The organism is Kitasatospora sp. NPDC001309 (assembly GCF_042896295.1).
Taxonomy (GTDB): Bacteria; Actinomycetota; Actinomycetes; order Streptomycetales; family Streptomycetaceae; genus Kitasatospora.
Map to the genome: position 1 here is coordinate 86587 of NZ_JBIAXC010000022.1, position 22772 is coordinate 109358.

At 73.4% G+C, this 22772-nt stretch carries 17 protein-coding genes; 10 read left to right on the top strand and 7 right to left on the bottom strand.

Translation table 11 applies throughout. The annotated features are described in order from the left end of the window. Positions 1–127 precede the first annotated feature (127 nt). From ACFY2K_RS22320 to ACFY2K_RS22330, 3 genes are all read left to right on the top strand, one after another. A complete protein-coding gene (locus tag ACFY2K_RS22320; protein ID WP_380527833.1) occupies positions 128–3091 on the top strand; it encodes a BTAD domain-containing putative transcriptional regulator in 2964 nt (987 codons plus the stop codon). Between the two features lie 567 nt (positions 3092–3658). Further along, a complete protein-coding gene (locus ACFY2K_RS22325; RefSeq protein WP_380527863.1) occupies positions 3659–4357 on the top strand; it encodes a class I SAM-dependent methyltransferase in 699 nt (232 codons plus the stop codon). Between the two features lie 68 nt (positions 4358–4425). Next, a complete protein-coding gene (locus ACFY2K_RS22330) occupies positions 4426–6303 on the top strand; it encodes a SpoIIE family protein phosphatase (protein WP_375884632.1) in 1878 nt (625 codons plus the stop codon). Positions 6304–6407: 104 nt separating this feature from the next. Here ACFY2K_RS22330 and ACFY2K_RS22335 read toward each other — a convergent pair whose 3' ends face one another. Continuing rightward, complete coding sequence (locus ACFY2K_RS22335; RefSeq protein WP_387713435.1) at positions 6408–8597, bottom strand: MMPL family transporter; 2190 nt, start codon at positions 8595–8597, stop codon at positions 6408–6410. A gap of 167 nt (positions 8598–8764) precedes the next feature. Here ACFY2K_RS22335 and ACFY2K_RS22340 point away from each other — a divergent pair, with 167 nt between their 5' ends. Beyond that, on the top strand, positions 8765–9388 hold the full coding sequence (locus ACFY2K_RS22340; RefSeq protein WP_387713437.1) for a TetR/AcrR family transcriptional regulator: 624 nt from the start codon (positions 8765–8767) through the stop codon (positions 9386–9388). Between the two features lie 33 nt (positions 9389–9421). Here the strand turns inward: ACFY2K_RS22340 and ACFY2K_RS22345 are convergent, their stop codons facing one another. Then, on the bottom strand, positions 9422–10378 hold the full coding sequence (locus ACFY2K_RS22345; protein WP_375884623.1) for a LysR substrate-binding domain-containing protein: 957 nt from the start codon (positions 10376–10378) through the stop codon (positions 9422–9424). A 192-nt stretch (positions 10379–10570) separates the two neighbouring features. Between ACFY2K_RS22345 and ACFY2K_RS22350 the strand changes: the two genes are divergently transcribed. The 5 genes from ACFY2K_RS22350 to ACFY2K_RS22370 all read left to right on the top strand — a co-directional run bounded on the left by ACFY2K_RS22350 (position 10571) and on the right by ACFY2K_RS22370 (position 14147). Further along, positions 10571–11122, top strand: coding sequence for a peroxiredoxin (locus ACFY2K_RS22350; RefSeq protein ID WP_375884621.1), 552 nt, complete (start codon positions 10571–10573; stop codon positions 11120–11122). Positions 11123–11125: 3 nt separating this feature from the next. Further along, positions 11126–11668: an alkyl hydroperoxide reductase gene (locus tag ACFY2K_RS22355; RefSeq protein WP_375884619.1), complete on the top strand. Its 543-nt coding sequence runs from the start codon at positions 11126–11128 to the stop codon at positions 11666–11668. Positions 11669–11796: 128 nt separating this feature from the next. Beyond that, a complete protein-coding gene (locus ACFY2K_RS22360) occupies positions 11797–12177 on the top strand; it encodes a hypothetical protein (RefSeq protein WP_380527828.1) in 381 nt (126 codons plus the stop codon). 10 nt (positions 12178–12187) lie between these two features. Next, entirely contained in the window at positions 12188–13795 is a 1608-nt protein-coding gene (locus ACFY2K_RS22365) for an alpha/beta hydrolase (RefSeq protein WP_380527826.1), read from the top strand. Continuing rightward, the gene (locus ACFY2K_RS22370) at positions 13788–14147 is read left to right on the top strand and encodes a hypothetical protein (RefSeq protein ID WP_380527825.1); all 360 of its coding nucleotides are present in this window, start codon (positions 13788–13790) and stop codon (positions 14145–14147) included. The genes ACFY2K_RS22365 and ACFY2K_RS22370 overlap by 8 nt, the downstream gene beginning before the upstream one ends. Here ACFY2K_RS22370 and ACFY2K_RS22375 read toward each other — a convergent pair. The 4 genes from ACFY2K_RS22375 to ACFY2K_RS22390 form a co-directional block, all read right to left on the bottom strand. Beyond that, positions 14129–15631: an AI-2E family transporter gene (locus ACFY2K_RS22375; RefSeq protein ID WP_380527823.1), complete on the bottom strand. Its 1503-nt coding sequence runs from the start codon at positions 15629–15631 to the stop codon at positions 14129–14131. The two genes, ACFY2K_RS22370 and ACFY2K_RS22375, sit on opposite strands and share 19 nt — an antisense overlap. A gap of 521 nt (positions 15632–16152) precedes the next feature. After that, positions 16153–16893 (bottom strand): transglycosylase SLT domain-containing protein, encoded by a 741-nt coding sequence (locus ACFY2K_RS22380; protein ID WP_380529380.1) that lies wholly within the window; start codon positions 16891–16893, stop codon positions 16153–16155. 450 nt (positions 16894–17343) lie between these two features. Beyond that, positions 17344–18678 carry a PhoH family protein gene (locus tag ACFY2K_RS22385; RefSeq protein ID WP_375884607.1) on the bottom strand — a complete coding sequence of 445 codons (1335 nt, stop codon included), beginning with the start codon at positions 18676–18678 and terminating at the stop codon, positions 17344–17346. Positions 18679–18906: 228 nt separating this feature from the next. Then, positions 18907–19701 (bottom strand): isoprenyl transferase, encoded by a 795-nt coding sequence (locus ACFY2K_RS22390; protein WP_375884604.1) that lies wholly within the window; start codon positions 19699–19701, stop codon positions 18907–18909. A 375-nt stretch (positions 19702–20076) separates the two neighbouring features. Between ACFY2K_RS22390 and ACFY2K_RS22395 the strand changes: the two genes are divergently transcribed. Further along, entirely contained in the window at positions 20077–21684 is a 1608-nt protein-coding gene (locus ACFY2K_RS22395) for a chitinase (RefSeq protein WP_387713445.1), read from the top strand. A gap of 102 nt (positions 21685–21786) precedes the next feature. On the opposite strand, the gene ACFY2K_RS22400 is transcribed toward ACFY2K_RS22395, so the two are convergent. Further along, a complete protein-coding gene (locus tag ACFY2K_RS22400) occupies positions 21787–22503 on the bottom strand; it encodes a prepilin peptidase (protein WP_387713448.1) in 717 nt (238 codons plus the stop codon). Between the last annotated feature and the right edge of the window lie 269 nt (positions 22504–22772).

Here is a 22772-nt window from a genome sequence, read left to right on the forward strand (position 1 = left end):
TCCGATAAACACCGCGCGACTTGCGGTGCCGTCCGGCAGAGTCGGGCGTCCGCCTAAGCTGAGCCACCGCGGCGGACCGCCGAGCGCCCTTTCACGGAATCAACACGACAGGCCATCGGGGGACTTCATGGAGTTTCGGGAGACGCCGCAGGCACCTGCGCTGCGCTTCCAAGTCCTCGGTCCGGTCCAGGCCTGGCTCGACGGCAAACCCCTCTCCCTCGGCTCCCCCCAGCAGCAGGCCGTCCTCACGACCCTCCTGCTGCACTCCGGACGCCCGGTCACGACGCAGGACCTGGTCGACGCCCTCTGGGGCGACCGGCCCCCGACCCAGGCCGTGGCCGCGCTCCGCACGTACGTCTCGCGCCTGCGCTCCGTCATCGAGCCGCAGCGGGAGGTGCGCCGCCCCGCCGAACTGCTGGTCTCCGTCGCCGACGGGTACGCCCTGCGCATCCCGGGCGAGGCCCTCGACCTCTCGGTCTTCGAGCGGCTCTCCGCCGAGGCCGCGACCGCCCGTACCTCGGGCGACAAGCGCGAGGCCCACCGACTGCTGGCCCAGGCGCTGGACCTGTTCAGCGGCCGTCCGCTGACCGGAATCCCCGGTCCGTACGCCGACGCCCAGCGGCTCCGGCTGGCCGAACGCCAGGCGGCCGCCGCCGAGGAACTGTGCGCCGCCGCCCTCGACATCGGCCTGCACGCCGAGATCGTCGTCGAGCTCAACAACCTGACGGCCGAGCACCCGCTGCGCGAACGGCTGCGCGAGCTGCTGATGCTGGCGCTCTACCGCTGCGGCCGGCAGGCCGAGGCGCTCGGCGTCTACACCGACACCCGCAAGCTGCTGATCGAGGAACTCGGCGTCGAACCGGGCGTCGGCCTGTCGTCGATGCACAACCGCATCCTCGCCGCCGACCCGACACTCACCCTGCCGGCGGTTCCGCTCTCCGTCGCCCGCGAGGACGGCCTGGCCGCACCTCCGGCTCCGGCTCAACTCCCGGCCGACGTCTCGGACTTCAGCGGCCGCTCGAAGCTGGTGGGCGACCTCTCGACGGTCCTGATGAACGCCACCGGCCAGGCCGTGGTGGTGACCTCGCTGGCCGGGATCGGCGGTGTCGGGAAGACCACCCTCGCCGTCCACGTCGCCCATCGGGTCCGCACCGAGTTCCCGGACGGGCAGCTCTACGTCGACCTGCGCGGGGCCGGCGCCTCGCCCGCCGATCCGGTGGTCGTCCTCGGCGACTTCCTGCACGCACTCGGCGTCACCGAGAGCCCCGACGCCCTCGAACAGCGCGCCGCGCTCTACCGCTCGCTGCTCGCCAGCCGGCGGATGCTGATCCTGCTCGACAACGCGCGCGACGCCGAGCAGATCCGGCCGCTCATCCCCGGAGTCTCCGGCTGCGCGGTGCTCGCGACCAGCCGCTCCCGGCTGGCCGGAATCCCGGGCGCCCAGCTGTTCGACGTGGAGGAGCTGACGCCCGGCGAGGCGCTCGCGCTCTTCTCGGCCATCGTCGGCGAACACCGGGTCGCCGCCGAGCCCGAGGCCGCCATGAAGGTGGTCACCGCCTGCGGCTTCCTGCCGCTGGCCGTCCGCATCGCCGCCGCCCGGCTGGCCAGTCGGCCGCGCTGGAGCGTCTCCGACCTGGCCACTCGGTTAGCCGACCAGCGACGACGACTCGACGAACTCCAGCTCGGCAACCTCGCCGTGGAGACCACCATCGGGCTCGGCTACGGACAGCTGTCCGTGGACGAGGCCCGCGCCTTTCGGCTCCTCGCCCTGATCGACTCGCCCGACATCCCACTGGCGGCCGCCGCGGCGCTGCTCGGCGTGGACGAGTACACCGCCGAGGACCTCGCCGAAGCCCTCGTCGAAGCGAACATGCTGGAGTGCTTCGCTCCCGGCCGCTACCGCTACCACGACCTGCTCCGGCTCTACGCCCAGCGGAAGAACGAGCGGATCGGGGACACCAGGGAGCAGGAGCAGGCGGTACTGCGGCTGCTCGACCTGCTGATCCCGACCGTCCGCAACGCCGCCCGGGCCATCGAACCCGACGACACGGAGCCGGAGCTGCTGACCACGCCCACCTCTCCGGGGATCGGCCTGCCGAACAGCGGCTCCGCACAGGACTGGCTGCGGACCGAGGGCGCCGTGCTGCTCAATGCCATGGCAGCGGCGGCGAACGGGCCCATCGCCTTGCAGCACGCGGCGATCGACCTGCTGATCCTGATGTACGGCCTCGGCCCGGACCCGACCCACGGCCCACAGGGCCGACAGATCCTGGAGACCGTCCGCCACGAGGCGGAGCTCCGCAACGACCGTGCCGTCCTCGCCCGGGTGCACCTCGCCCTGGGCACCCTGCAGTCCGCCACCAGCGATTTCCAGGGGGCCGAGCAGTCGTTCCGGCGGAGCCTCGACCACCAGGCGCCCGAGGTCCCGACCGTCCTGCTCCTGGCCACCGCCAACATGCTGGGCGTGATCCTGAGCGTGGGCAACCGTCCGGCCGAGGCCCTGCCGTTCCTGGAGCAGGCCAGGACGACCAGCCAGGCCGTCGGCGCCCCGAAGGCGGAGGCGCGGATCGTCAGCAACATGGCCCGGGCCCAGCACCGGCTCGGGATGACCGAGACCGCGATCAAGTCCGCCGGTGAGGGTGTGTCCGCGGCACGGGAGTCGAAGAACGACCCGCTGCTCGCCCAGACCCTCTACCAGCTCGGCGTGGTCCTCCCCGGCGCCGAGGCCGTCCCGCACCTGCGGGAGGCCCACCAGCTCTACCAGTCCCAGCGCAACGCGCTCTGGGAGGGCTACACCCTGGCCCGCCTGGCGTCAGCCCTGCTCGTCGCGGACCAGCACACCGAGGCCGCCGAGGCCGCCGGTGGCTCCCTCGCGATCGCCCAGGAGCTGGACTCCGCCTACTGTCAGGGCCTGGCCAACGCCGCGCTCGGCGAGGCCCTGCTCGCCCTCGCCCAGCCGGCCCGCGGGCTCGCCTGTCTGCAGGAGGCGCACGCGATCTTCACGCGGCTCGGTGTGCCGGAGGCCTCCCCCGTGGCGGACCTCATCTCCCGACAGCACACCGAGCCCTTCTCTTCTCCCCCCGCGCCGTGAGGCCTCCGCTCCCCCGCGGAGCACCTCCCCCGATCCGCGCGTCGGCGCTCCCGCAGCCCCCCGGCTGCGGGAGCGCCCTCAACGCTTCCCCGGCGCTGGTCCCTACTGTGCACCTCGCCGATTGACGTTCGATAAACGTCCGATTGTCAGCCTGCGGATCGGTGAAACCGCAGGTCAGTGGCGTCCGCCCCGGCGCGCTGTGCGGCGTGCGGGGCCGGTCGCACCACCCGGCCCGCACCCCCGTGCTTCCGCGGACCCGTCCCACATCGGCCCAAGCATGACGAGTTGGCCGGAAAGGGACCCCATGGCGCAGTGATCACGCATATTCTCAGATGCCAGTACGCACACGAGTGTCTGCCGGCAACGTGTCGGGGTGCAGGCCGTCTGTGTGATGCGGGGAGCGTGACGTACCGCCACCGGCAGCGGCCCAGGAGGCTGCGGAGGAGCCGACCGGAGGCCACGGGTGGAAGGGTGCCTCTCAACGTGACGACCGGACAGATATCCGACGCGTTCCCGGTCGGCGAGGACGCCGGCGACGACGGGCCGGGCGGCCCGGACGGCCCCGACGTGCGGCGACGCCGGGCGGCCCGGGCCCTGCAGGCGGTCGCCTTCGACACCATCGGTGCCGGGTACGGCGAGGCCTTCCCCGCCAAGGACGGCCAGCTGGAGTGCGGGCGGCGGCTGCTCGCGGAGCTGGAACCCGGCGCCCGGGTGCTGGACGTGGGCTGCGGCACCGGCGAGCCGACCGTGGGCCAGCTGACCGCCGGCGGGCTGCGGGTGACCGGGATAGACCTCTCGGACGTGATGCTGACGCTGGCCCGCCGGGCTCGGATCGAGGGAGCGCACCCGGCCGAGTTCCACCGCATCGACCTGTACGATCTGGCCACCGAGCGCGCCGACCGGGTGTGGGGCGTGCCCGCGCTGGGGTCGGCGGGCCGCGGCACCTTCGCCGCCGTCACCGCGTTCTTCTCACTGATCCTGCTGCCGCAGGACGAGATCCCGACCGTGCTCGGCCGGCTGCGCGAACTCCTGCGGCCGGGCGGACTGCTGGTGCTCGGTATGGTCGAGGCGGACCTGGATCACGTTCCGCTTCCGTTCCTTGGCAGAGAGCTGCGGATCAGTGGGTATCTGAGGGAGGATCTGGAGCGGGTTCTGGTCGCGGCCGGTTTCGTCGTCGAGGAGTGCTCGGGGCATCCGTACGCGCCGGCCAGTACCACGCTGCCGCCGGAGGAACAGCTGTTCCTGTGCTGTCGACGCGTCGGCTGACCGACCAGAGGACCAGAACAGCTCACCGTCCAGACCTCCCGACCACACCGAATCCAGGACAGGCAGCCGTGCGCGACCAGCTCAAGACCGAGGCGGAGCAGCCGCCCGCCGTCCCGGGTCAGCGCGTCCGGATCCCGGCCCGGCCGGACGAACCGGTCAGGGCCGTGGCCCCGGCGAAGCCTCCGACGGCGCGGCCGGACCGCACCGGGGCGGCGGACGGGCTGGCGGACCGCCTCGCCTACCTCGACGCGGCGACCCGGCGGATCAACAGCGCCCTCGACCTGGCCGCGACCCTGCGCAACATCGGCCGGGTGCTGGTCCCGACCCTCGCCGACGCCGCCGTCGTCCACCTGCGCGACCCGCTGCCCAACGTGGAGCGCGAGCCCGGCTTCCCCGAGGAGCTGCGGATCCACCACAGCACCGGCACCCGGATCGGCCGCCGCGGCCGCAAGAGCGGCGCGGACGACCGGCACCGCTCGCGCTTCGGCTCCCGCTCGACCGCGGACACCGGCCCGGCCACCCCGGTCACCCGGGGCGGCGCGCTGGCGCACATCCTGCTGAGCCGCCGCCCCGCCGAGTCGGCCGTCCTGGGCACGCCCGCCGCCGAGCGCACCGAGGCGCTGCTGCGCGAGGTGTACGGCCCCCGCGGGCTGGCCCGGCTGGCGGCCGGCACCTCGGTGGTGGCCCTGCCGCTGCGCGGCCGCAAGGCCGTCCTCGGTCTGCTGGTGCTGATCCGCCGGCCCCCTGAACGCACCGGCCGGCCGGCCTTCGACGCGGCGGACACCGCGACCGCCGCGCACCTGGCGACCCAGGCGGGGCTGGCGGTGGACACCGCGCTGCGGTACGCCCGCGAGTGGGAGATAGCCAACGAACTCCAGCGCAGCATGCTGCCGTTGCGGTTGCCGCAGTCGCACGGCGTCCGGCTCGCCCAGCGCTACCTGCCCGGCGAGCGCGGCGCCCAGGTCGGCGGCGACTGGTACGACGCGGTCCCGCTGCCCGGCAACCGGGTCGCCCTGATCGTCGGCGACGTGATGGGCCACTCGCTCACCTCGGCCGCCATCATGGGCCAACTCCGCACCAGCGCACAGACCTTGGCCGCCCTCGACCTGCCGCCGCACGAGGTGCTCTACCACCTGGACGAACAGGCCCAGCGGCTCGGCCGCGAACAGCACCTGGCCACCTGCGTGTACGCGGTGTACGACCCGATCGCCAACCGGGTCGTGCTGGCCAACGCCGGGCACGTCCCGCCGGTGCTGGTCCGCCCGGACGGCACGGCCGAGTTGGTGGAGCTGGACTCCGGGGCGCCGATCGGGGTCGGCGGGGTGGACTTCAACTCGGTCGAGCTGCCCGCGCCGCCCGGATCGGCGCTGCTGCTGTTCACCGACGGCCTGGTGGAGACCCGCACCCGCCCGCTCAGCGACGGCCTGGAGGTGCTCCGCGCACGGATCGCGGCCGCCCGCTGGCAGTCCCCCGAGCAGCTGTGCCAGGAGGCGCTGCGGATCCTGCCGCCCGGGGACCGCGGCGACGACATCGCCCTGCTGGGCGCCTGCTTCGACGGCATCCCGGCCGGGGACGTCGCCCACTGGTACCTGCAACCGCGCAACGAGACGCCGGGCCGGGCCCGCCGGCTGGCCGCGCACACGCTGCGCCGCTGGGGGCTGGACGAGCTGAGCGAGGCGACCGAGCTGATGGTCAGCGAGCTGGTGACCAACGCCGTCCAGCACGCGACCCGCCCGGTCACCCTGAGCCTGGTGCGCACCACCCGGCTGCGCTGCGAGGTCGGCGACGACAGCCCGCTGCTGCCGCGGCCGCGCCGTACCGGTCCGGAGGACGAACGCGGGCGCGGGCTCCAGATAGTGGCCCGGTGCGCGGACCGCTGGGGCGCCACCCGGCTGGGCACCGGCAAGGTGGTCTGGTTCGAGCAGCGGCTGCCCGCCGCGACGTGACGGTGCCCGCCGGGACGTGACGGTGCCGCCGCGACGTGACGATGACCGGCGGGACGTGACGGTGCCCGGCGGGACGTCGGATCCCGCCGGGCACCGCCGGGCCGTCAGACCCCCGCGGGCTCCTTCGCCGACCGGCGCTCCCCCTCCAGCCGGGCGATCAGCTGCTCGCCCTCCATGTCGACCTTCGGCACGACCTTCTCCAGTCGCTTCGGGAACCACCAGGCCGCCTTGCCGAACAGCGCCATCGCCGCCGGCACCAGGGCCATCCGCACCACGAAGGCGTCCACCAGCACGCCCACCGCGAGGGCGAAGCCGATCGGCTGGACGATCGGGTCGTGCCCGAACACGAAGGCCCCGAACACCGAGACCATGATCAGCGCGGCCGCCGTCACCACCCGGGCGCCGCCCTTCACGCCGCCGACGACCGCCTCGCGCGGCGCGTTGCCGTGGACGTACTGCTCCTTCATCCCGGAGACCAGGAACAGCTCGTAGTCCATCGCCAGCCCGAACAGCACGCCGATCAGCAGGATCGGCACGAAGCTGACCACCGGGCCGACCTTGGGCACGTCGATCAGGCCGTCCAGCCAGCCCCACTGGTAGACCGCCACCACCGCGCCGAGCGAGGCCAGGATGCTGAGCAGGAAGCCCAGCACCGCCTTGAGCGGCACCAGCACCGAGCGGAAGGCCAGCGCCAGCAGCACCAAGGCGATGCCGACGATCACCGCGACGAACGGCGGCAGGGCCTGGCCGAGCTTGGTGGAGACGTCGATGTTGGCGGCGGTGGTGCCGGTGACGGCGATGCTCGCGCCGGTCGCGGCCCGGATGCCGTCGCGCTGGTCGCGGATCTCGTTGACCAGTGCCCGGGTGTCCTGGTGGTCCGGGCTGGTCCTCGGGATCACCGGCACCAGGGCGGTGCCGCTGCCCGTGTCGACCTTCGGGGGCAGCAGGGTCTGCACGCCCTTCAAGCCCTGGAGCCGGCCCGCCACCTCCTGGACGGCCTGCTCGGGGCGCGGTGCGCCGTGGGCGTCGACGACCACCACCAGCGGCGCGTTGAAGCCCGGGCCGAAGCCGTCGCCGACCAGGTCGTACGCCTTGCGGGCGTCCGTTCCGACGGCCTGTGAGCCGCCGCCCGGCAGGCCGAGGTCCAGGCTCGCGGCGGGCACCGCCATGGCGCCCAGTCCGGCCAGGCCGACCAGCAGCACGGGCAGCGGGCGGCGGACCACGAAGCGGGCCCAGCGCTCGCCGAGGGTGACCTTGCCGTGGGTGGTGAGCGCCCGCTTCCAGACCGGCAGCCGGTCGATCGCGCGGCCGGTGAAGCCGAGCACCGCGGGCAGCAGGGTGATCGCGACCAGGACGGCCACCACGACGGCGCCGGAGGCGGCCAGGCCCATCACCGTCAGGAACGGGACGCCGGCCACGGCCAGTCCGGCGAGCGCCACGACCACGGTCAGCCCGGCGAAGACGACGGCGCTGCCGGCGGTCGCGGTGGCCCGGGCCGCGGACTCCTCGGGCTCCAGGCCCTCGGCCAGGTGGCGGCGGTGGCGGAACAGGATGAAGAGGGCGTAGTCGATGCCGACCGCGAGGCCGACCATCAGGGCCAGCACCGGCGCGGTGGTGATGATCTCGAACGAGCCGGTCAGCGCCAGCAGCCCGGCCATCGCGACGGCGACGCCGACCAGCGCGGTCAGCAGCGGCAGCCCGGCCGCGACCAGGGTGCCGAGGGTGATCACCAGCACCAGCCCGGCCACCACCAGGCCGACCGCCTCGGAGCCGCCCTCGATCTGGGCGAACCTGTTGTACGCGTCGCCGCCGAAGGCCACCTCCAGCCCGGCCGCGCGGGCGGGCTCGGCGGCGGCCCGGACGGCGTCCCGCTGCTGGTCGGTGACCTCGGCGAGCTTGTGGTCGAAGGAGACCAGCGCGATCGCGACCCTGCCGTCCGGGGAGACCGCGCCGGTGGCGTACGGGTCGGGCACCGCGGCCACGCCGGGGACGTGGGCGATCCGGGTGACGGCCTCGCCGACCGCCCTGCCCGCCTCGGGCGAGGCCATGCCGCCGGGCGCCGGGGCGGCGAAGACCACCTGGGCGGAGCCGTGGCCCTGCTCGGGGAAGGTGTCCTTGATCCGGTCCAGGGTGGCCTGGGCCTCGGTGCCGGGGACCTTGAACTCGTCGCTGGTGCTGCCCGCGAGGGCGCCTGCGGCCCCGCCCACGGCGATCAGCAGCGCGACCCAGACGGCCAGCACGGCGCGCCTTCTCCGGAAGCAGTAACGGCCCAGTCGGTACAGGTACGTGGCCAAGGTCTGACCCCTCGCGGTGCGGTCGGCGGACGGACGGGCGCCCGGCGGGTGCCCGGGCGACCCCTCCCACGGTAGACCCAAGTTTGTCGGGTGACAAAGTTGATCGACCCAATCGACCGACACGGTTGTCCGACACAGTTGCCCGCCCATGGCGCTACCCTGACTGGATGGCTCATGTCCCCGCCTCCGAACGCCGACCGCAGCTGGTCCGGGCCGCGATCGACCTGATGACCCGGGAAGGGGTCTCCGCCGGCAGCACCCGCGCGATCGCGGCGGAGCTGGGCGTGGCACAGGCGACGGTGCACTACACCTTCGGCACCAAGAAGGACCTCTACCGGGCCGTCGTCGAGGAGGTCGCCGCCCAGTTCATCGACCAGGTGCGCGCCGCCTCACCCGGTGACGGACCGTTCGGCGACCAGGTCCGCAGCCTGGTCCACGCCCTCTGGGAGGCCGCCACCGGCGAGGACGGGCGCTGCGTCCTGCTCAGCGAGTTCGAGACGCTGGCGATGCGCGACCCGGACGTCCGGGAGATCATGCTCGGCCTCCAGCACGCCATGGAGTGCACCGCCACCGAGATGCTCGCCGCCCTCGCCGCCGCCCACGGGCTGACCCTGGCGCTGCCCGCCGACCGGATCGCCGCCCACTTCCTCATCGGCTTCGACGGCCTGACGGCCCGCCACCTGATCCGGAGCCTGCCCGGCGAGCCGCCCGCCCCGGAGACCCTGGAGGCGCTGGACCTGCTGGTGACGACCACGGTCGGCCTCTGCCTCGGCGCACCGGCTGTGCGCTGACGCCTCAGGGCGCACCGGCGGCGCACCGACGCCTCAGGGCGCGTCGACGATCCGGACCGGCAGCTCGGCCAGCACCTCGCGCAGCGCCGCACCGAAGCGCTCGTACTCGGCGCTGCGGGCCGACCCCGGCCGGGTGGCCAGCCCGATCCGGCGGCCGGGCGCCGGGGCGGCGAACCGTACGGCGGCCAGCCGGTCGGTGCGACCGGCCTCGACGTCCAGCGCGGTGGCCGGCAGCAGCGTCACCCCGAGCCCCCCGGCGACGAGTTGGACCAGGGTGGACAGGCCCGCCGCGCGAGTGGTGGAGCCGGCCGGGTCGGCACCGACCTCGCGGCAGATGTCGAGGGCCTGGTCGCGCAGGCAGTGGCCCTCCTCCAGCAGCAGCACGTCCAGGTCGAGCAGCACGTCGCGCGGCACGTCGACCCGCCCGGCGAGCGGATGCCCGGGCGGGGTGACCAGGACGAAGTCCTCGTCGAACAGCGGGATCTCCCGGGTCGGCGAGGAGCCGCCGGCCGGGAGCGCGAGCAGCAGGACGTCCAGCCGCCCGGCGGCCAGGCCCTCCAGCAGCGAGGGGGTGCGCTCCTCGTGGACGTGCAGCTCCAGCTCCGGGAAGCGGTCGCGGACCAGCCGCAGCACGGTGGGCAGCAGGTACGGGGCGACGGTCGGGATCACCCCGAGGTGCAGCGGTCCGGTGAACGGACGGCGGGCGGCGTCGACCTCCTCGGTGAGGGCCTGCAAGGAGGCGAGCACCCGGCGCGCGTGCCCGTGCACACGCTCCCCCAGGGGAGTGACGATCACCTTGCGCGTCGTACGCTCGACCAGCTGCGCGCCCAGCGACTCCTCCAGCGCCGCGACCGCCCCGGACAGGGCCGGCTGACTCGTCCCGGTGGCGGCGGCGGCCTCCCGGAAGTGCCGGTGCTCCGCCACCGCGACGAAGGCCTTGAGCTGGGCGACCGTCGGCGTGCGCGGGCTGCGGACTGTGGCGCTCCCCACAGCCGCCTCGGGTTTGGCGGCGGCGGCCCTGCGGCGGGCGGGCCGGGAGGGGGGTGGTTCAGTACTGATAGCAATCTCCGATCAGACACATCAAGTGTAGCTATTTCTCTGATCAGTCCACGATGTGGAATCGTGGGTCCTGTCCGGAATCCGGACAAAACTCCCCGCAGTCTCATCCCAGGAGAAGCGAACGTGCTCACGATCGGCGACAAGTTCCCCGAGTTCGACCTCAAGGCCTGTGTCGACCTGGATGCCGCGAGCGCCTTCGCCGACATCGACCACAAGACCTACGAGGGCAAGTGGAAGATCGTCTTCTTCTGGCCGATGGACTTCACCTTCGTCTGCCCGACCGAGATCGCCGCGTTCGGCAAGCTGAACGACGAGTTCGCCGACCGTGACGCCCAGATCCTCGGCGTCTCCGGCGACTCCGAGTTCGTGCACCACGCCTGGCGCAAGGACCACAAGGACCTGCGCGACCTGCCCTTCCCGATGCTGGCCGACATCAAGCACGAGCTGATGCGCGCCTGCGGCGTCGAGGGCGAGGACGGCACCGCCCAGCGCGCCGTGTTCATCGTCGACCCGAACAACGAGATCCAGTTCGTCATGGTCACCGCCGGCTCCGTCGGCCGTAACCCCAAGGAGGTCCTGCGGGTGCTGGACGCCCTGCAGACCGACGAGCTGTGCCCGTGCAACTGGACCAAGGGCGAGGACACCCTCGACGCCCAGGCCCTCCTGGCGGGCTGACCCATGGCCCTCGACGACCTGAAGGCCGCCCTTCCGGACTACGCCAAGGACCTCAAGCTCAACCTGGGCTCGGTCATCGGCAACTCCGACCTCCCCGCCCAGCAGCTCTGGGGCACCGTGCTGTCCTGCGCGATGGCCACCCGCAGCCCCGCCGTGCTGCGCGAGCTGGAGCCCGAGGCCAAGGCCAACCTCTCCCCGGAGGCGTACACCGCCGCCAAGGGCGCGGCCGCGATCATGGGGATGAACAACGTCTACTACCGGACGCTGCACCTGCTCTCCGACAAGGAGTACAGCACGATGCGGGCCGGTCTGCGGATGAACATCATCGGCACCCCGGGCGTCGAGAAGATCGACTTCGAACTCTGGTGCTTCGCCGTCTCCGCCATCAACGGCTGCGGCCAGTGCCTCGACTCCCACGAGGCCGTGCTGCGCAAGGCCGGCGTCGACCGTGAGGTCATCCAGGCCTCGATGAAGATCGCCGCCGTCCTCCAGGCCGTGGCCGGCGTCCTCGACTCCGAGGCCGCCCTCGCCGCCGTCAACGCCTGAACCACCCGCACCACCCGAGGGGCCCCTCCGCACGGAGGGGCCCCTCGGCGTTTCCGGCGCCCGGCGGGCCCAACTCGGCTACAGTGCAAGGCGATCCGTGCACGACATTCGGTCGAGGGGGAGCCGCGATGTCCGACCATCCGGAGAACGGCGGGGGCTTCCGCGCCAACCCGGACGAACTCCAGCAGGCCGGTGGCACCGGCGTCGAAACGGCCGAGCAGATCCCCGGCGAGCTCAAGGTCCTGCTCGAGGCCTCGAACCAGTCCGCCTCCGGACTGGCCGGCCTCCGGTGCGGCACCGCACTCGGCACCTGCGCCAACGCCTGGAACACCCTGCTGACCGACCTGCACGCCACGATGGGCCGGCAGGGCCGCGGCCTGATCGAGGCGGGCCTCGGCTACGGCAGCACCGACCAGCAGATCAGCACGGCCTTCGGCCCGGACACCCGTACCGTCCCGGTGGGCCCGACCGCACGGCAGAAGCACAACTTCGTCCTGCACTTCGGTTAGGGGCGACCGCATGGACCTCGCCACACTGCGCGACACCGACCTGAGTCACCTGTACGCGGCGGCCGATGCCTACGACAAGCTGCACGGCGCCTTCGGGCAGCACGTGGACAAGTGGCGCGACGGCGTCGACGGCCGCATCGCGGCCGCCGACTGGGCCGGCCCCTGCGCCGACGCGGCCCGGCCGGCGCTGCGCCGCAGCACCGGCGAGCTGAAAGCCGCCCACAGCGAGATCGGGCAGATCGGCAGGAGCATCCGCGCCGGCGCCGACGCACTGGCCCTCGCCCAGTCCGCGCTCCGCACGGCACTGACCGACGCACAGACGGCCGGACTGTCCGTCGACGCCCGTGGCACGGTCTCCTGGCCGCCCGGCAGCTACGCCGACCAGCACGACCCCGAGTACCGGAAGAGCTGCGAGCGCGTCGCCACAGCACTCGCCGCCCGCATCTCGACTGCCCTGACCGAGGCCGAAGCCGTCGATCAGGCCATCGCCACCCGGCTCCAGCACTACGTCGAGCGCGCCCAGGACGGCACGGGCCTCGACTCGGGCGCCGCCCTCAGCGACCGGCTCGACCCCACCCTCGCCCCGGACGGCCTGCTGCTCGGCAGCGTCCCCAAGGACGACGCACCGCCCACCGAGGTCAATGCCTGGTGGAATGCGCTGCCCCCCGACAAGCAGCAGTGGCTCGTCCACGAACACCCGGACCTGGTCGGCAACCGCGACGGCGTCCCCGCGGTCGCCAGGAACCAGGCCAACCGGATCCTGCTGCCGAGACTGATCGCCGAGTACGAGCGGGGTGGCCGGTCGTCCGATCCGAACGACGACCTGAGGCTGGCCGGGTACCGCAGGATCGCCGAGCGGCTGCGCCGGACCGACGGAACGGAACCGCCGGTCTTCCTGCTCGGCATCAGCGGGGAGGGGCAGGGGCGCGGCATCATCTCCTTCGGGAACCCCGACACGGCCCAGGACGTCACCTCCCTGGTCGGCGGTCTGGACACCACGCTGCAACGCATCGGCGGCGGCGACGCGGACCGGGCGAAAGCCGTGTACGACGCGGCCCAGCGCGCCGACCCGACCCGCAGCACCGCGTCCATCGCCTGGCTGGGGTACGACGCGCCGCTCAGCTTCCCGGAGGCCGGCGACCTGAGCCGCGCGCAGGGCGGCGTCGACGCCTACCGCAGGTTCCTCGAGGGGCAGCGCGTCACCCACCAGGGCGCTCCGGCCCACGTCACGGCCGAGGGCCACAGCTTCGGTTCGCTGCTGGTCGGCCTCGCCGCACGGAAACCGGCCGGGATCGCGGCCGACGACGTCATCCTGGTCGGCAGCCCCGGCACCGACGCCTTCCACGCCTCCGAGTTCTCCGTCGGGGCCGACCACACCTACGTCGGCGCCGCCTCCTGGGACCACATCTCGCACCTGGGCTGGTTCACCAGGGATCCGGCGAGCGTCGACTTCGGCGCCCACCGCTTCGCCGTGGACGGCGGGTCCCCCGACTTCACCGCGCACTCGTCCTACTGGGACGACGGCCCCGGCGACGACCGCACCTCGGTCGACAACATCGGTCGGATCGTCAGCGGCCACGGCAGCCGGATCACCCCGGCGGCCGGACGTCATGACTGACCCCCGCCCCGGCGCCCCACTGGAGCCACGGTCCGGCGGGGGCTGCTGGACGGTCCTGGTCACCGTCCTCTGGGCAGTGGTCTGCCTCGTCGCGGTGGTCTGGACGGCGTTCGCCGCCGAGGACCCGCCCTGGCACGGGTACTACGGACTGCTGTGGGTGGTGGGGCTGCCCTGGAGCGGTCCGGTGCTCGGGGCCGTGCTGACCCGCAGGGCGCTGCGGCACGGTGCGCCGGGCCGGTGGCACTGGGCCGCGCGGGAGGCCGGGATCGCGACCGGCGCGGTGCTGGGGCTGGCGGCCGTGGCGGTCGGCACCGCCGTCCTGTCCGCCCTCGGTCAGTCGGCGGCCGGCTGAGTCGCCGCCGGCCGGGTGGCGGCCGTGCGTTCGGCGGCCTCGCGGGCGGCTTCGAGGGCGGTGAAGACGGCCTGGCCGGCCTCGTTGCGGCGGCGCAGGTGGCCGACCACGGTGTTGGTGACGGCGATCAGCGGGACGGCCACGACCGCGCCGCCGATGCCGCCGATGATGCCGCCGGCCGCGACGCCGAGGACCACGCCGAGCGGGTGGACCCGGACGGCGCGGCCGAGGATGAGCGGCTGGAGGATGTGGCTCTCCACCTGCATCACCGCGATCAGGACGACCAGCACCATCAGCGCCGTCCACGGCCCCTGGGTGACCAGGGCGATCAGGACGGCGACGGTGCCGGTGACGAGGGCGCCGACCAGCGGGACGAAGGCGCCCAGGAAGATGATCACGGCCAGCGGCATGGCCAGCGGCACGCCCAGCAGGTCGACGCCGATGCCGATGCAGAGCGCGTCGATGAAGGCCACGCAGACGGTGCCGCGCACGTACGCGGTGAGCGTGGTCCAGGCCTTGGGCCCGGCTCCGGCCATCGCGAAGCGGGACTGCCGGGGCAGGCCGCGCAGCGCCCAGTTCCAGATCCTGGAGCCGTCGTAGAGGAAGAAGAAGGTGGTGAAGAAGGTCATCAGCAGCGCGGTCAGGATCTCGACGGCGATCTGCGCGCCGGTGATCGAGGCCGAGGTGAGCTGGTCGGTGTTGGTGGTGATGGCCTTGGTGATCTGGTTGGCGAAGTCGGTGATCTGCTGCTGGGTCAGGTGCAGCGGGCCGGTGATCATCCAGTCCCGGAGCTGGTTGACGCCGGTCTTCACCTGGTTGGTGACGTCGGGCAGGTTGGTGGACACCTGCCAGACCACGAACCAGCCGACCAGCCCGATCCCGGCCAGACCGCTGAGGAAGACCCCGCCGGCCGCGAGCGAGCGCGGCACCCCGCGCCGGCGCAGCCAGGACACCGAGGGCTCCAGCAGCGCGGTGATCAGCAGCGAGGCCAGCACCGAGAAGGCGACCAGCCGCAGCATGTCGACGACGTAGAAGAGGACGTAGAGCGCGGCGCCGAGCAGCAGCAGCCGCCAGGTCGACTCGGCGGCGACCCGCAGTCCCCACGGCACCGCCTCGGCGGGGGTGGCGGGCCGGCCGGGGTGGTACTCGCGGCCGAGTCCGGTGTGCGCGGGGGGTGCGGTCGGCGCGGCGGGCGCGGCCGCCGCGGGCGTGGTCGCGGGAGCGGGGGCCTCGGCGGCAGCCTCCGCGACGGCCCCGGCCTCGGCCTCGGGCGCCACCCGGGCGGCGAGCGGCGCGGCCGTCGGCGCGGGGTCGGTGCGCGGCACCGGGACGGGGCCGGGCGCCTCGGCGAGGGCCGGTACGGGGAGTTCGTGCGGATCGGCCGCCATCGCGGCGCGCCGGCGCCGTTCGATCACGGCGGCCGCGCTCGCCACCACGGCCATGCCCTTGGCCACGGCCTTGAAGGCCTTTCCGCCCCGCGCCATCCTCGCTACCACCGCTTCCCTGCCGGACCCGCCGAGCCCGGCGGTAACGCCGTGGGTCGCACCACGGCCGTCAGGGATGACGCTACCCGGCGGGGGCGGGGCGAGTCCGCCCGCCGTGGGGTTCGGCTTCGACCACTTCACTTCACGAAGCCGGACAAAACGCCAGGTTTCAGGTGGTTTCACCCAGGCGCGACGGGGGAGGACTTCGAACGGGACGCCGAGTCGTCCCATCAGGCCGACCGGTGCCGTGGAGCCGGTCGTCCGGATCGCTTCCATCGAGCCAACCGCCGGCGGACCGGCCGGTGCGGGGAGCTACCAGGACCCCTCCCCGCGCCCCGCGTCCGCACCAGGACCGCACCGCCCGTGGGCGCCTTGGTCAGCGCAGCCCGGGCGGCGCGGCCCGCCCTTCCCCGGCCGCCGCGCACGGCGTGCCCGGGAACGCCGCGGCCCCCGGCTGCTCGTCGAACAGGACGAGCGGCCGGGGGCCGCGGGGAGTGGCGCCGCCCGGGGCGGCGGTCCTCCTAGTACCAGCTGTGGGCCTGCCAGAACGACCAGGCACCGCAGGGGCTGCCGTAGCGGCTGTTCATGTAGCTGAGGCCCCACTTGATCTGGGTGGCCGGGTTGGTGCGCCAGTCGGCACCGGCCGAGGCCATCTTGGAGCCGGGCAGCGCCTGGACCAGACCGTAGGCGCCGGAGCTGCTGTTGGTCGCGGTGTAGTCCCAGCCGCTCTCGCGCTTCACGATCTGGCTGAAGCACTGGAACTGGGCGTCGTTGCCGACGATCTGCCGGGCCGTGTCCTGGACGGAACCGGGGCTGACCGAGACGGGGGGCGCGCTGTTGTCCACCGCGGACATCGCCGACCGCGCCTTGGAGCGGTTGGCGGCGGCGTCGGCGGCGGCACGCTGGTCGGCGGCGGCCTTGGCGGCCTTGTCCGCGTCGGCCTTGGCCTGGGCGTCGGCCTTCGCCTGGGCGTCCGCGGCGGCCTTCTGGCGCGCGGCCTCCTCGGCGGCCTTCTGCTCGGCGGCAGCCTTGGCGGCGGCGTCGGCGGAGGCCTGCTGGGCGGTCGCCTGCTGGCCGATGTTGTCACTTGCGGCCTGTGCCTGGGAGCCAGAGGGGACTTCGGCGAGCAGGGTCGCGCCGGCGACGTCGACCGTCTGCGCAGCCTTGACCTCGCTGCCCGAGGCCATACCCACGACGGCACCGACAGCGGTGACCGCGGTGGCAGAGGCCACAGCAACTCCCCGGACCGAGATCCGAGTCACATGGATTCCTTCCAGCATCGCCCACGCGTGACCGTGCGGACGCAACATGCCCCTTGGCACGGACCTCCGCAGGTGCTCTGGTCACGGGAGGTACTGGCCCGGCGTCCGGTCGGAATGAGGCGACCGGGCGTTGGAATCGGGCGGCGTACGGCTCAACGGTCTTCAATTGTGTGTCCACCGACCGGAGTTGGCGGACCTTCCCGGGCCGAGCCTCCAACGAGCGGAAGCCCTGCCGCGCCGTACGCGGGGCCTGACAGAACCCACACCATGCCGCACCGGGCACTGTCGACGCAATTCCCGCCTGCGTGGCGCATGTCACATTCACCGTAGGGAAGTTCTTCGGACAGAAAGCACTCGATGTGATGAAAGGGGCGGGGCCCGCTCCGTCAGGAGCGGACCCCGCGCCACAAGTTGAACCTATTGTCCGACTATGTCCCGCTCAGGGGTGGTTCACGGGTTGATGTCCTCCAGCATCTCCGTGACCAGTGCCGCGATCGGCGACCGCTCCGAGCGGGTGAGCGTGATGTGCGCGAAGAGCGGATGCCCCTTCAACTTCTCCACCACCGCGACCACGCCGTCGTACCGGCCGACCCGGAGGTTGTCCCGCTGCGCCACGTCGTGGGTGAGCACCACCCGCGAACCCTGGCCGATCCGGGACAGCACCGTCAGCAGGACGTTCCGCTCCAGCGACTGGGCCTCGTCCACGATCACGAAGGCGTCGTGCAGCGAACGCCCCCGGATGTGGGTCAGCGGCAGCACCTCCAGCATCCCGCGGCCGATGACCTCCTCGATCACGTCGGGGGTGGTGACCGCCGAGAGGGTGTCGAAGACCGCCTGGGCCCAGGGGCCCATCTTCTCCGCCTCGCTGCCGGGCAGGTAGCCGAGCTCCTGGCCGCCGACCGCGTACAACGGCCGGAAGACCATCACCTTGCGGTGCTGCCTCCGCTCCAGCACCGCCTCCAGCCCGGCGCACAGCGCCAGCGCCGACTTGCCCGTCCCGGCCCGGCCGCCCATCGACACGATGCCGATGTCCGGATCGAGCAGCAGGTCCAGCGCCACCCGCTGTTCGGCGCTGCGCCCGCGCAGCCCGAACGCCTCGCGCTCGCCGCGCACCAGCCGGACCCGCCCGTCCCCGGTGACCCGGCCGAGTGCCCGGCCGCGCTCCGAGGTGAGCACCAGCCCGGTGTGCACCGGGAGCTCCTCGACCCCGTCGATGTCCACCGCGGCGTCGTGGCCGGCCGCGAACAGCGCGTCGACCTGCTCGGCCCCGACGTGCAGCTCGGACATGCCCGTCCAGCCGGAGGTGATCGCGAGCTCGGCCCGGTACTCCTCGGCGAGCAGGCCCACCGAGCTGGCCTTGATCCGCAGCGGGAGGTCCTTGGAGACGACGGTGACGTCGTAGCCCTCGGCCTGGAGGTTGCGGGCGACCGCCAGGATCCGGGTGTCCGCCTCGCCCCCGCCGGCCCGGTAGCCGGCCGGCAGTATCGAGACGTCCGAGTGGTTGAGCTCGACCCGGATCGTCCCGCCCAGTTCGCCCACCGGGATCGGCTCGTCGAGCCGGCCGTGGCGGATGCGGTAGTCGTCGAGCAGGCGCAGCGCCTGGCGGGCGAAGTAGCCCAGCTCGGGGTGGTGGCGCTTGGCCTCCAGCTCGGTGACGACCACCACCGGGAGGACGACCTCGTGCTCCTCGAAGCGGGTCATGGCGAGCGGGTCCGCCAGGAGCACGCTGGTGTCGAGAACGTACGTGCGCCGGTCTGGTGTCCGGCGGCTCTTCGAACTGACCACTAGGCCTCCAGAGCGGATGACCCTGCGTCATCCGCGGCAAGCCGGCCCCCGCTGCCCCGGTGGCCTCGGGACCGGACTGACTGGAGTATTCCCAGGCGGGGGGCGGTGCATTCGCGCCCCCGGCGAACTGACGGATCATTGCCGGTGAACGTTTGGCCTCGCGCGCGGCCCGGGTAGGCCAGGCCTACGGCGGTCATTTCGCCCGGAGGCGCGGCCGAGGGGCCCTGATCAGAGGCCGAGCCGCCGGTTCCGCTGCTCGAAGGCGCGCAGCGCGCGCAGGAAGTCGACCTTGCGGAAGGCCGGCCAGTACGCCTCGCAGAAGTAGAACTCGCTATGGGCGCTCTGCCAGAGCAGGAATCCGGACAGCCGCTGCTCGCCCGAGGTGCGGATGATCAGGTCCGGGTCGGGCTGGTTGGCGGTGTAGAGGTGCTCGGAGATGTGCTCGACGGTCAGGATCTCGGCGAGTTCCTCGATCGGGGTGCCGCGCCCGGCGTGCTCCTGGAGCAGCGAGCGGACGGCGTCGGCGATCTCGTGCCGGCCGCCGTAGCCGACCGCGACGTTGACGGTGATGCCGTCGATCCCGGCGGTCTCCTCGGCGGCGCGCTTGAGCACGTCGGCGGTGTGCTGGGGGAGCAGGTCCAGCGCGCCGACCGGGTTGACCCGCCAGCGGCGGGCGGCGGCCAGGCCGGTGACGGCGTCCTCGATGATGCCGAGCAGCGGGACCAGCTCGTCGGCGGGACGGTCCAGGTTGTCGGTGGAGAGCATCCACAGGGTGACGACCTTGACGTGGGTCTCGTCGCACCAGCCGAGGAACTCGCTGATCTTGTCGGCGCCGCGCTGGTGGCCGTACGCGGTGGAGCCGCCGGCGGCCTTGGCCCAGCGGCGGTTGCCGTCCAGGATCACGCCGATGTGGTGCGGGGTGCGCGCGAGGTGGACCTCGACCCGTCGGCCGTAGAGCCCGTACATCCCGCCCAGCAGGGTGCGCAGCCCCGGCGTCCGTTCGGCGACATCGCGCAGACCCATGGTTTCCCGGCCCCTCCGTACTCGTTCAGGCAGGTGCGTCACCGCCCCGGCGCAGCCTACTCCCGCGCGCAGGCACGCGGTAAAGCCGCAGGTAGCGGTCTGGTCACGGTCCTGTACGAAGTCTGTCGCGACGGGTGTGTCAGGGCCTGCGGGGCGGTGTGCCCGGGGTGGACACGGAACGGTCTCCGATTCCTTAAGGGAGCCGTAAGCCGGTTGTCACGTCCTTGACGACCGGCAATGGTCTAGTCCAGCTTTTGACCCGAGGCGGAACGAAACAATCCCGCCCCCGGAGTCACCCGCGGACCTCCCCTCCCCCACACGCGGCCGCCGCGCCCCCCACCGCGGCGGCCGCTCCTCCCCCAGGAGCGTCACCCCATGGCCCGTACCCCGCAGCAGCCCGCGCACCGGCGCCGGCGCAGCCCCCTGCCGGCCCTCGCGGCCGGCGCCACCGCCCTCGCCCTGGCCGGCGGCGGCCTCGCCCTCTTCGCCGGCGGCGCCAGCGCGGCGGACGGCAACCTGGTCACCAACGGCGGCTTCGAGAGCGGACTGGCCGGCTGGTCCTGCACCGGCGGCGCGGCCGCGGTGTCCGCGCCGGTCCACTCCGGCACCGGTGCGCTGCAGGCCGCCCCGGGCGCGGGCGACACCGCGGAGTGCACCCAGACCATCAGCGTGCTGCCCAACACCAGCTACACCCTGAGCGCCTGGGTGCAGGGCCCGTACGTCTACCTCGGTGCGCGCGGCACCGGCGGGACGGACCCGTCCACCTGGTCGAACCAGACCAGCTGGAACCAGCTGACCAGCACCTTCACCACCGGGGCGAACGCCACCAGCGTCACCGTCTACCTGCACGGCTGGTACGGGCAGAGCGCCTACCTCGCCGACGACGTCGCGCTGGTCGGCCCGGGCGGCACCTCCACGCCGTCCCCGACGGCCACCCCGACGCCGACGGCCACCGCCACCCCGACCGCCACGGCCACCCCGACCCCGACCGCGACGCCGACCCAGACCCCCACCACGACGCCCACCCCCACGGCCACGCCGACCCCGACCCCGACCCCGACCGGCACCACCCCGCCGGCCACCGGCCTGCCGGCCCACGCGGTCACCGGCTACTGGCAGAACTTCGACAACGGCTCGACCCCGCAGCGCCTGGGCGACGTGCAGAGCGCGTACGACATCATCGCGGTCTCCTTCGCCGACGCCGTGCCGACCCGGACCGGCGCGATCAGCTTCACCCTGGACCCGGCCCTGTCCAAGGCGCTCGGCGGCTACACCGACGCCCAGTTCCGCGCCGACATCAAGGCCAAGCAGGCGGCCGGCAAGAAGGTCGTCCTCTCCATCGGCGGCCAGAACGGCGCGATCACCGTCGGCGACGCCACCGCCGGGGCGAACTTCGCCGACAGCGCCTACGCGATCATCAAGGACTACGGCTTCGACGGCGTCGACGTCGACCTGGAGAACGGCGTCCAGGCCGGCCCGCTCGGCGCCGCGCTGCACTCCCTGCAGGCCAAGGTCGGCCCCGGCTTCGTGCTGACCATGGCCCCCGAGACCATCGGGATGTACAGCACCGCCGGCGCCTACTTCCAGCTGGCGCTGGCCACCAAGGACATCCTGACCGTCGTCAACACCCAGTTCTACAACTCGGGCGGCATGAACGGCTGCGACGGCAAGGTCTACAACCAGGGCACGATCGACTTCATCACCTCGCAGGTCTGCACCCACATCCAGGGCGGCCTGCGGCCCGACCAGGTCGGCATCGGCGTCCCGGCCTCCGGCAAGGCGGCCGGCGGCGGCTACGTCGACCCGTCGGTGGTGAACAACGCGCTCAACTGCCTGGCCACCGGCAACAACTGCGGCAGCTTCGTGCCGCCGGCCAAGTGGCCCACCATCCGGGGCGCGATGACCTGGTCCACCAACTGGGACGCCAACAACGGCAACGCCTTCTCCAACACGGTCGGCCCGTTCGTCCACAAGATGCCCTGAGGCACTCGGCCCAACTCCCTACGGCGCGCCACTCCTTGAGGGTGGGGCCGGCGCGCCGACGGAGGGGCCCGTCGTACCGGTCCGGTACGACGGGCCCTTCCGCTACCGCGCGAGCACCGCGGTGAGCGCGCCCAGCAGCAGGAAGGGGCCGACCGGGACCTCCAGCCCGCGCCACGGGCGACGGCGGACCAGCAGGGCGGCGACCCGCAGGGTGCCCCACAGGCCGGCGAGCACCACCGCGGCGGCCAGCCCGCCGATCGCGACCCACCAGCCGTACCAGCCCAGCAGCCCGCCCAGGGCGAGCCCGAGCGGCGAGTCACCGGGGCCCAACGCGCCGATCTGGACGGCCACTTCGAGCAGCGCGCCGACCGCCAGCGCGACCAGCAGGCAGCGCAGCAGCACCCCCGGGCGCCCCTCGGCCAGGGCCGCCACCGCCAGCAGCACGGCCACCCCGGCCAGCAGCGGCCCGGTCAGCCGGTACGGCAGCCGGCGCACCCGGGCGTCGGTGAAGCCGAGCGCCACCCCGAGCGCGCCCGCCCAGGCGAGCGCCGCCGCCTGCGGGCCGTCCGCCGCGCAGGCGACCGCGACCGCGACCGCCGCGGCGACCGCCTCCACCGCCCCCGGGCCGGCCCCCAGCCGCTCCCGGCAGCCCGGGCAGCGACCGGTCGGGGGCAGCAGCCGCCCCACCGGGCGCCCGCACAACGGGCAGGCCTCGCACCAGGGTTCGCCCTCGGGCACGGCGAACCGGGCGACCAGCGCGCGCAGCGCGGGAGCCACCAGGAGAGCGACCAGCACCGCTCCGGCCACGACCGTCACCACCGGCACTCCCCGCTTCCCCGTCGACTTCTCCCGGTCGGCCCCTCCCCGACGGCTTCTCCCCGCCGACCGACCGACCGGCCCCATCTTCCCGCCCGGGGCGGACGGCCGGTGTGCCGTCCGTCTCGTTCCGGCGAAGAATCCACCGCAGAGATCGACGGCGTTCCTCGCATACACGAGCATTACGGACATTCGGGCAGCGGTTTGGAAGGCCGTTCGACACCCCCGCCTGGCGATCCAAGGAAGCCCTTCCGAGCCCGGCGAGCCGTCTC

Excerpts from the sequence above, each read along its gene's own strand:
- ACFY2K_RS22320 (WP_380527833.1), top strand. The coding sequence starts at position 128 with ATGGAGTTTCGGGAGACGCCGCAGGCACCTGCGCTGCGCTTCCAAGTC.
- ACFY2K_RS22340 (WP_387713437.1), top strand. The coding sequence starts at position 8,765 with ATGGCTCATGTCCCCGCCTCCGAACGCCGACCGCAGCTGGTCCGGGCC.
- ACFY2K_RS22355 (WP_375884619.1), top strand. The coding sequence starts at position 11,126 with ATGGCCCTCGACGACCTGAAGGCCGCCCTTCCGGACTACGCCAAGGAC.
- ACFY2K_RS22360 (WP_380527828.1), top strand. The coding sequence starts at position 11,797 with ATGTCCGACCATCCGGAGAACGGCGGGGGCTTCCGCGCCAACCCGGAC.
- ACFY2K_RS22365 (WP_380527826.1), top strand. The coding sequence starts at position 12,188 with ATGGACCTCGCCACACTGCGCGACACCGACCTGAGTCACCTGTACGCG.
- ACFY2K_RS22370 (WP_380527825.1), top strand. The coding sequence starts at position 13,788 with ATGACTGACCCCCGCCCCGGCGCCCCACTGGAGCCACGGTCCGGCGGG.
- ACFY2K_RS22375 (WP_380527823.1), bottom strand. The coding sequence starts at position 15,631 with ATGGCGCGGGGCGGAAAGGCCTTCAAGGCCGTGGCCAAGGGCATGGCC.
- ACFY2K_RS22390 (WP_375884604.1), bottom strand. The coding sequence starts at position 19,701 with ATGGGTCTGCGCGATGTCGCCGAACGGACGCCGGGGCTGCGCACCCTG.
- ACFY2K_RS22395 (WP_387713445.1), top strand. The coding sequence starts at position 20,077 with ATGGCCCGTACCCCGCAGCAGCCCGCGCACCGGCGCCGGCGCAGCCCC.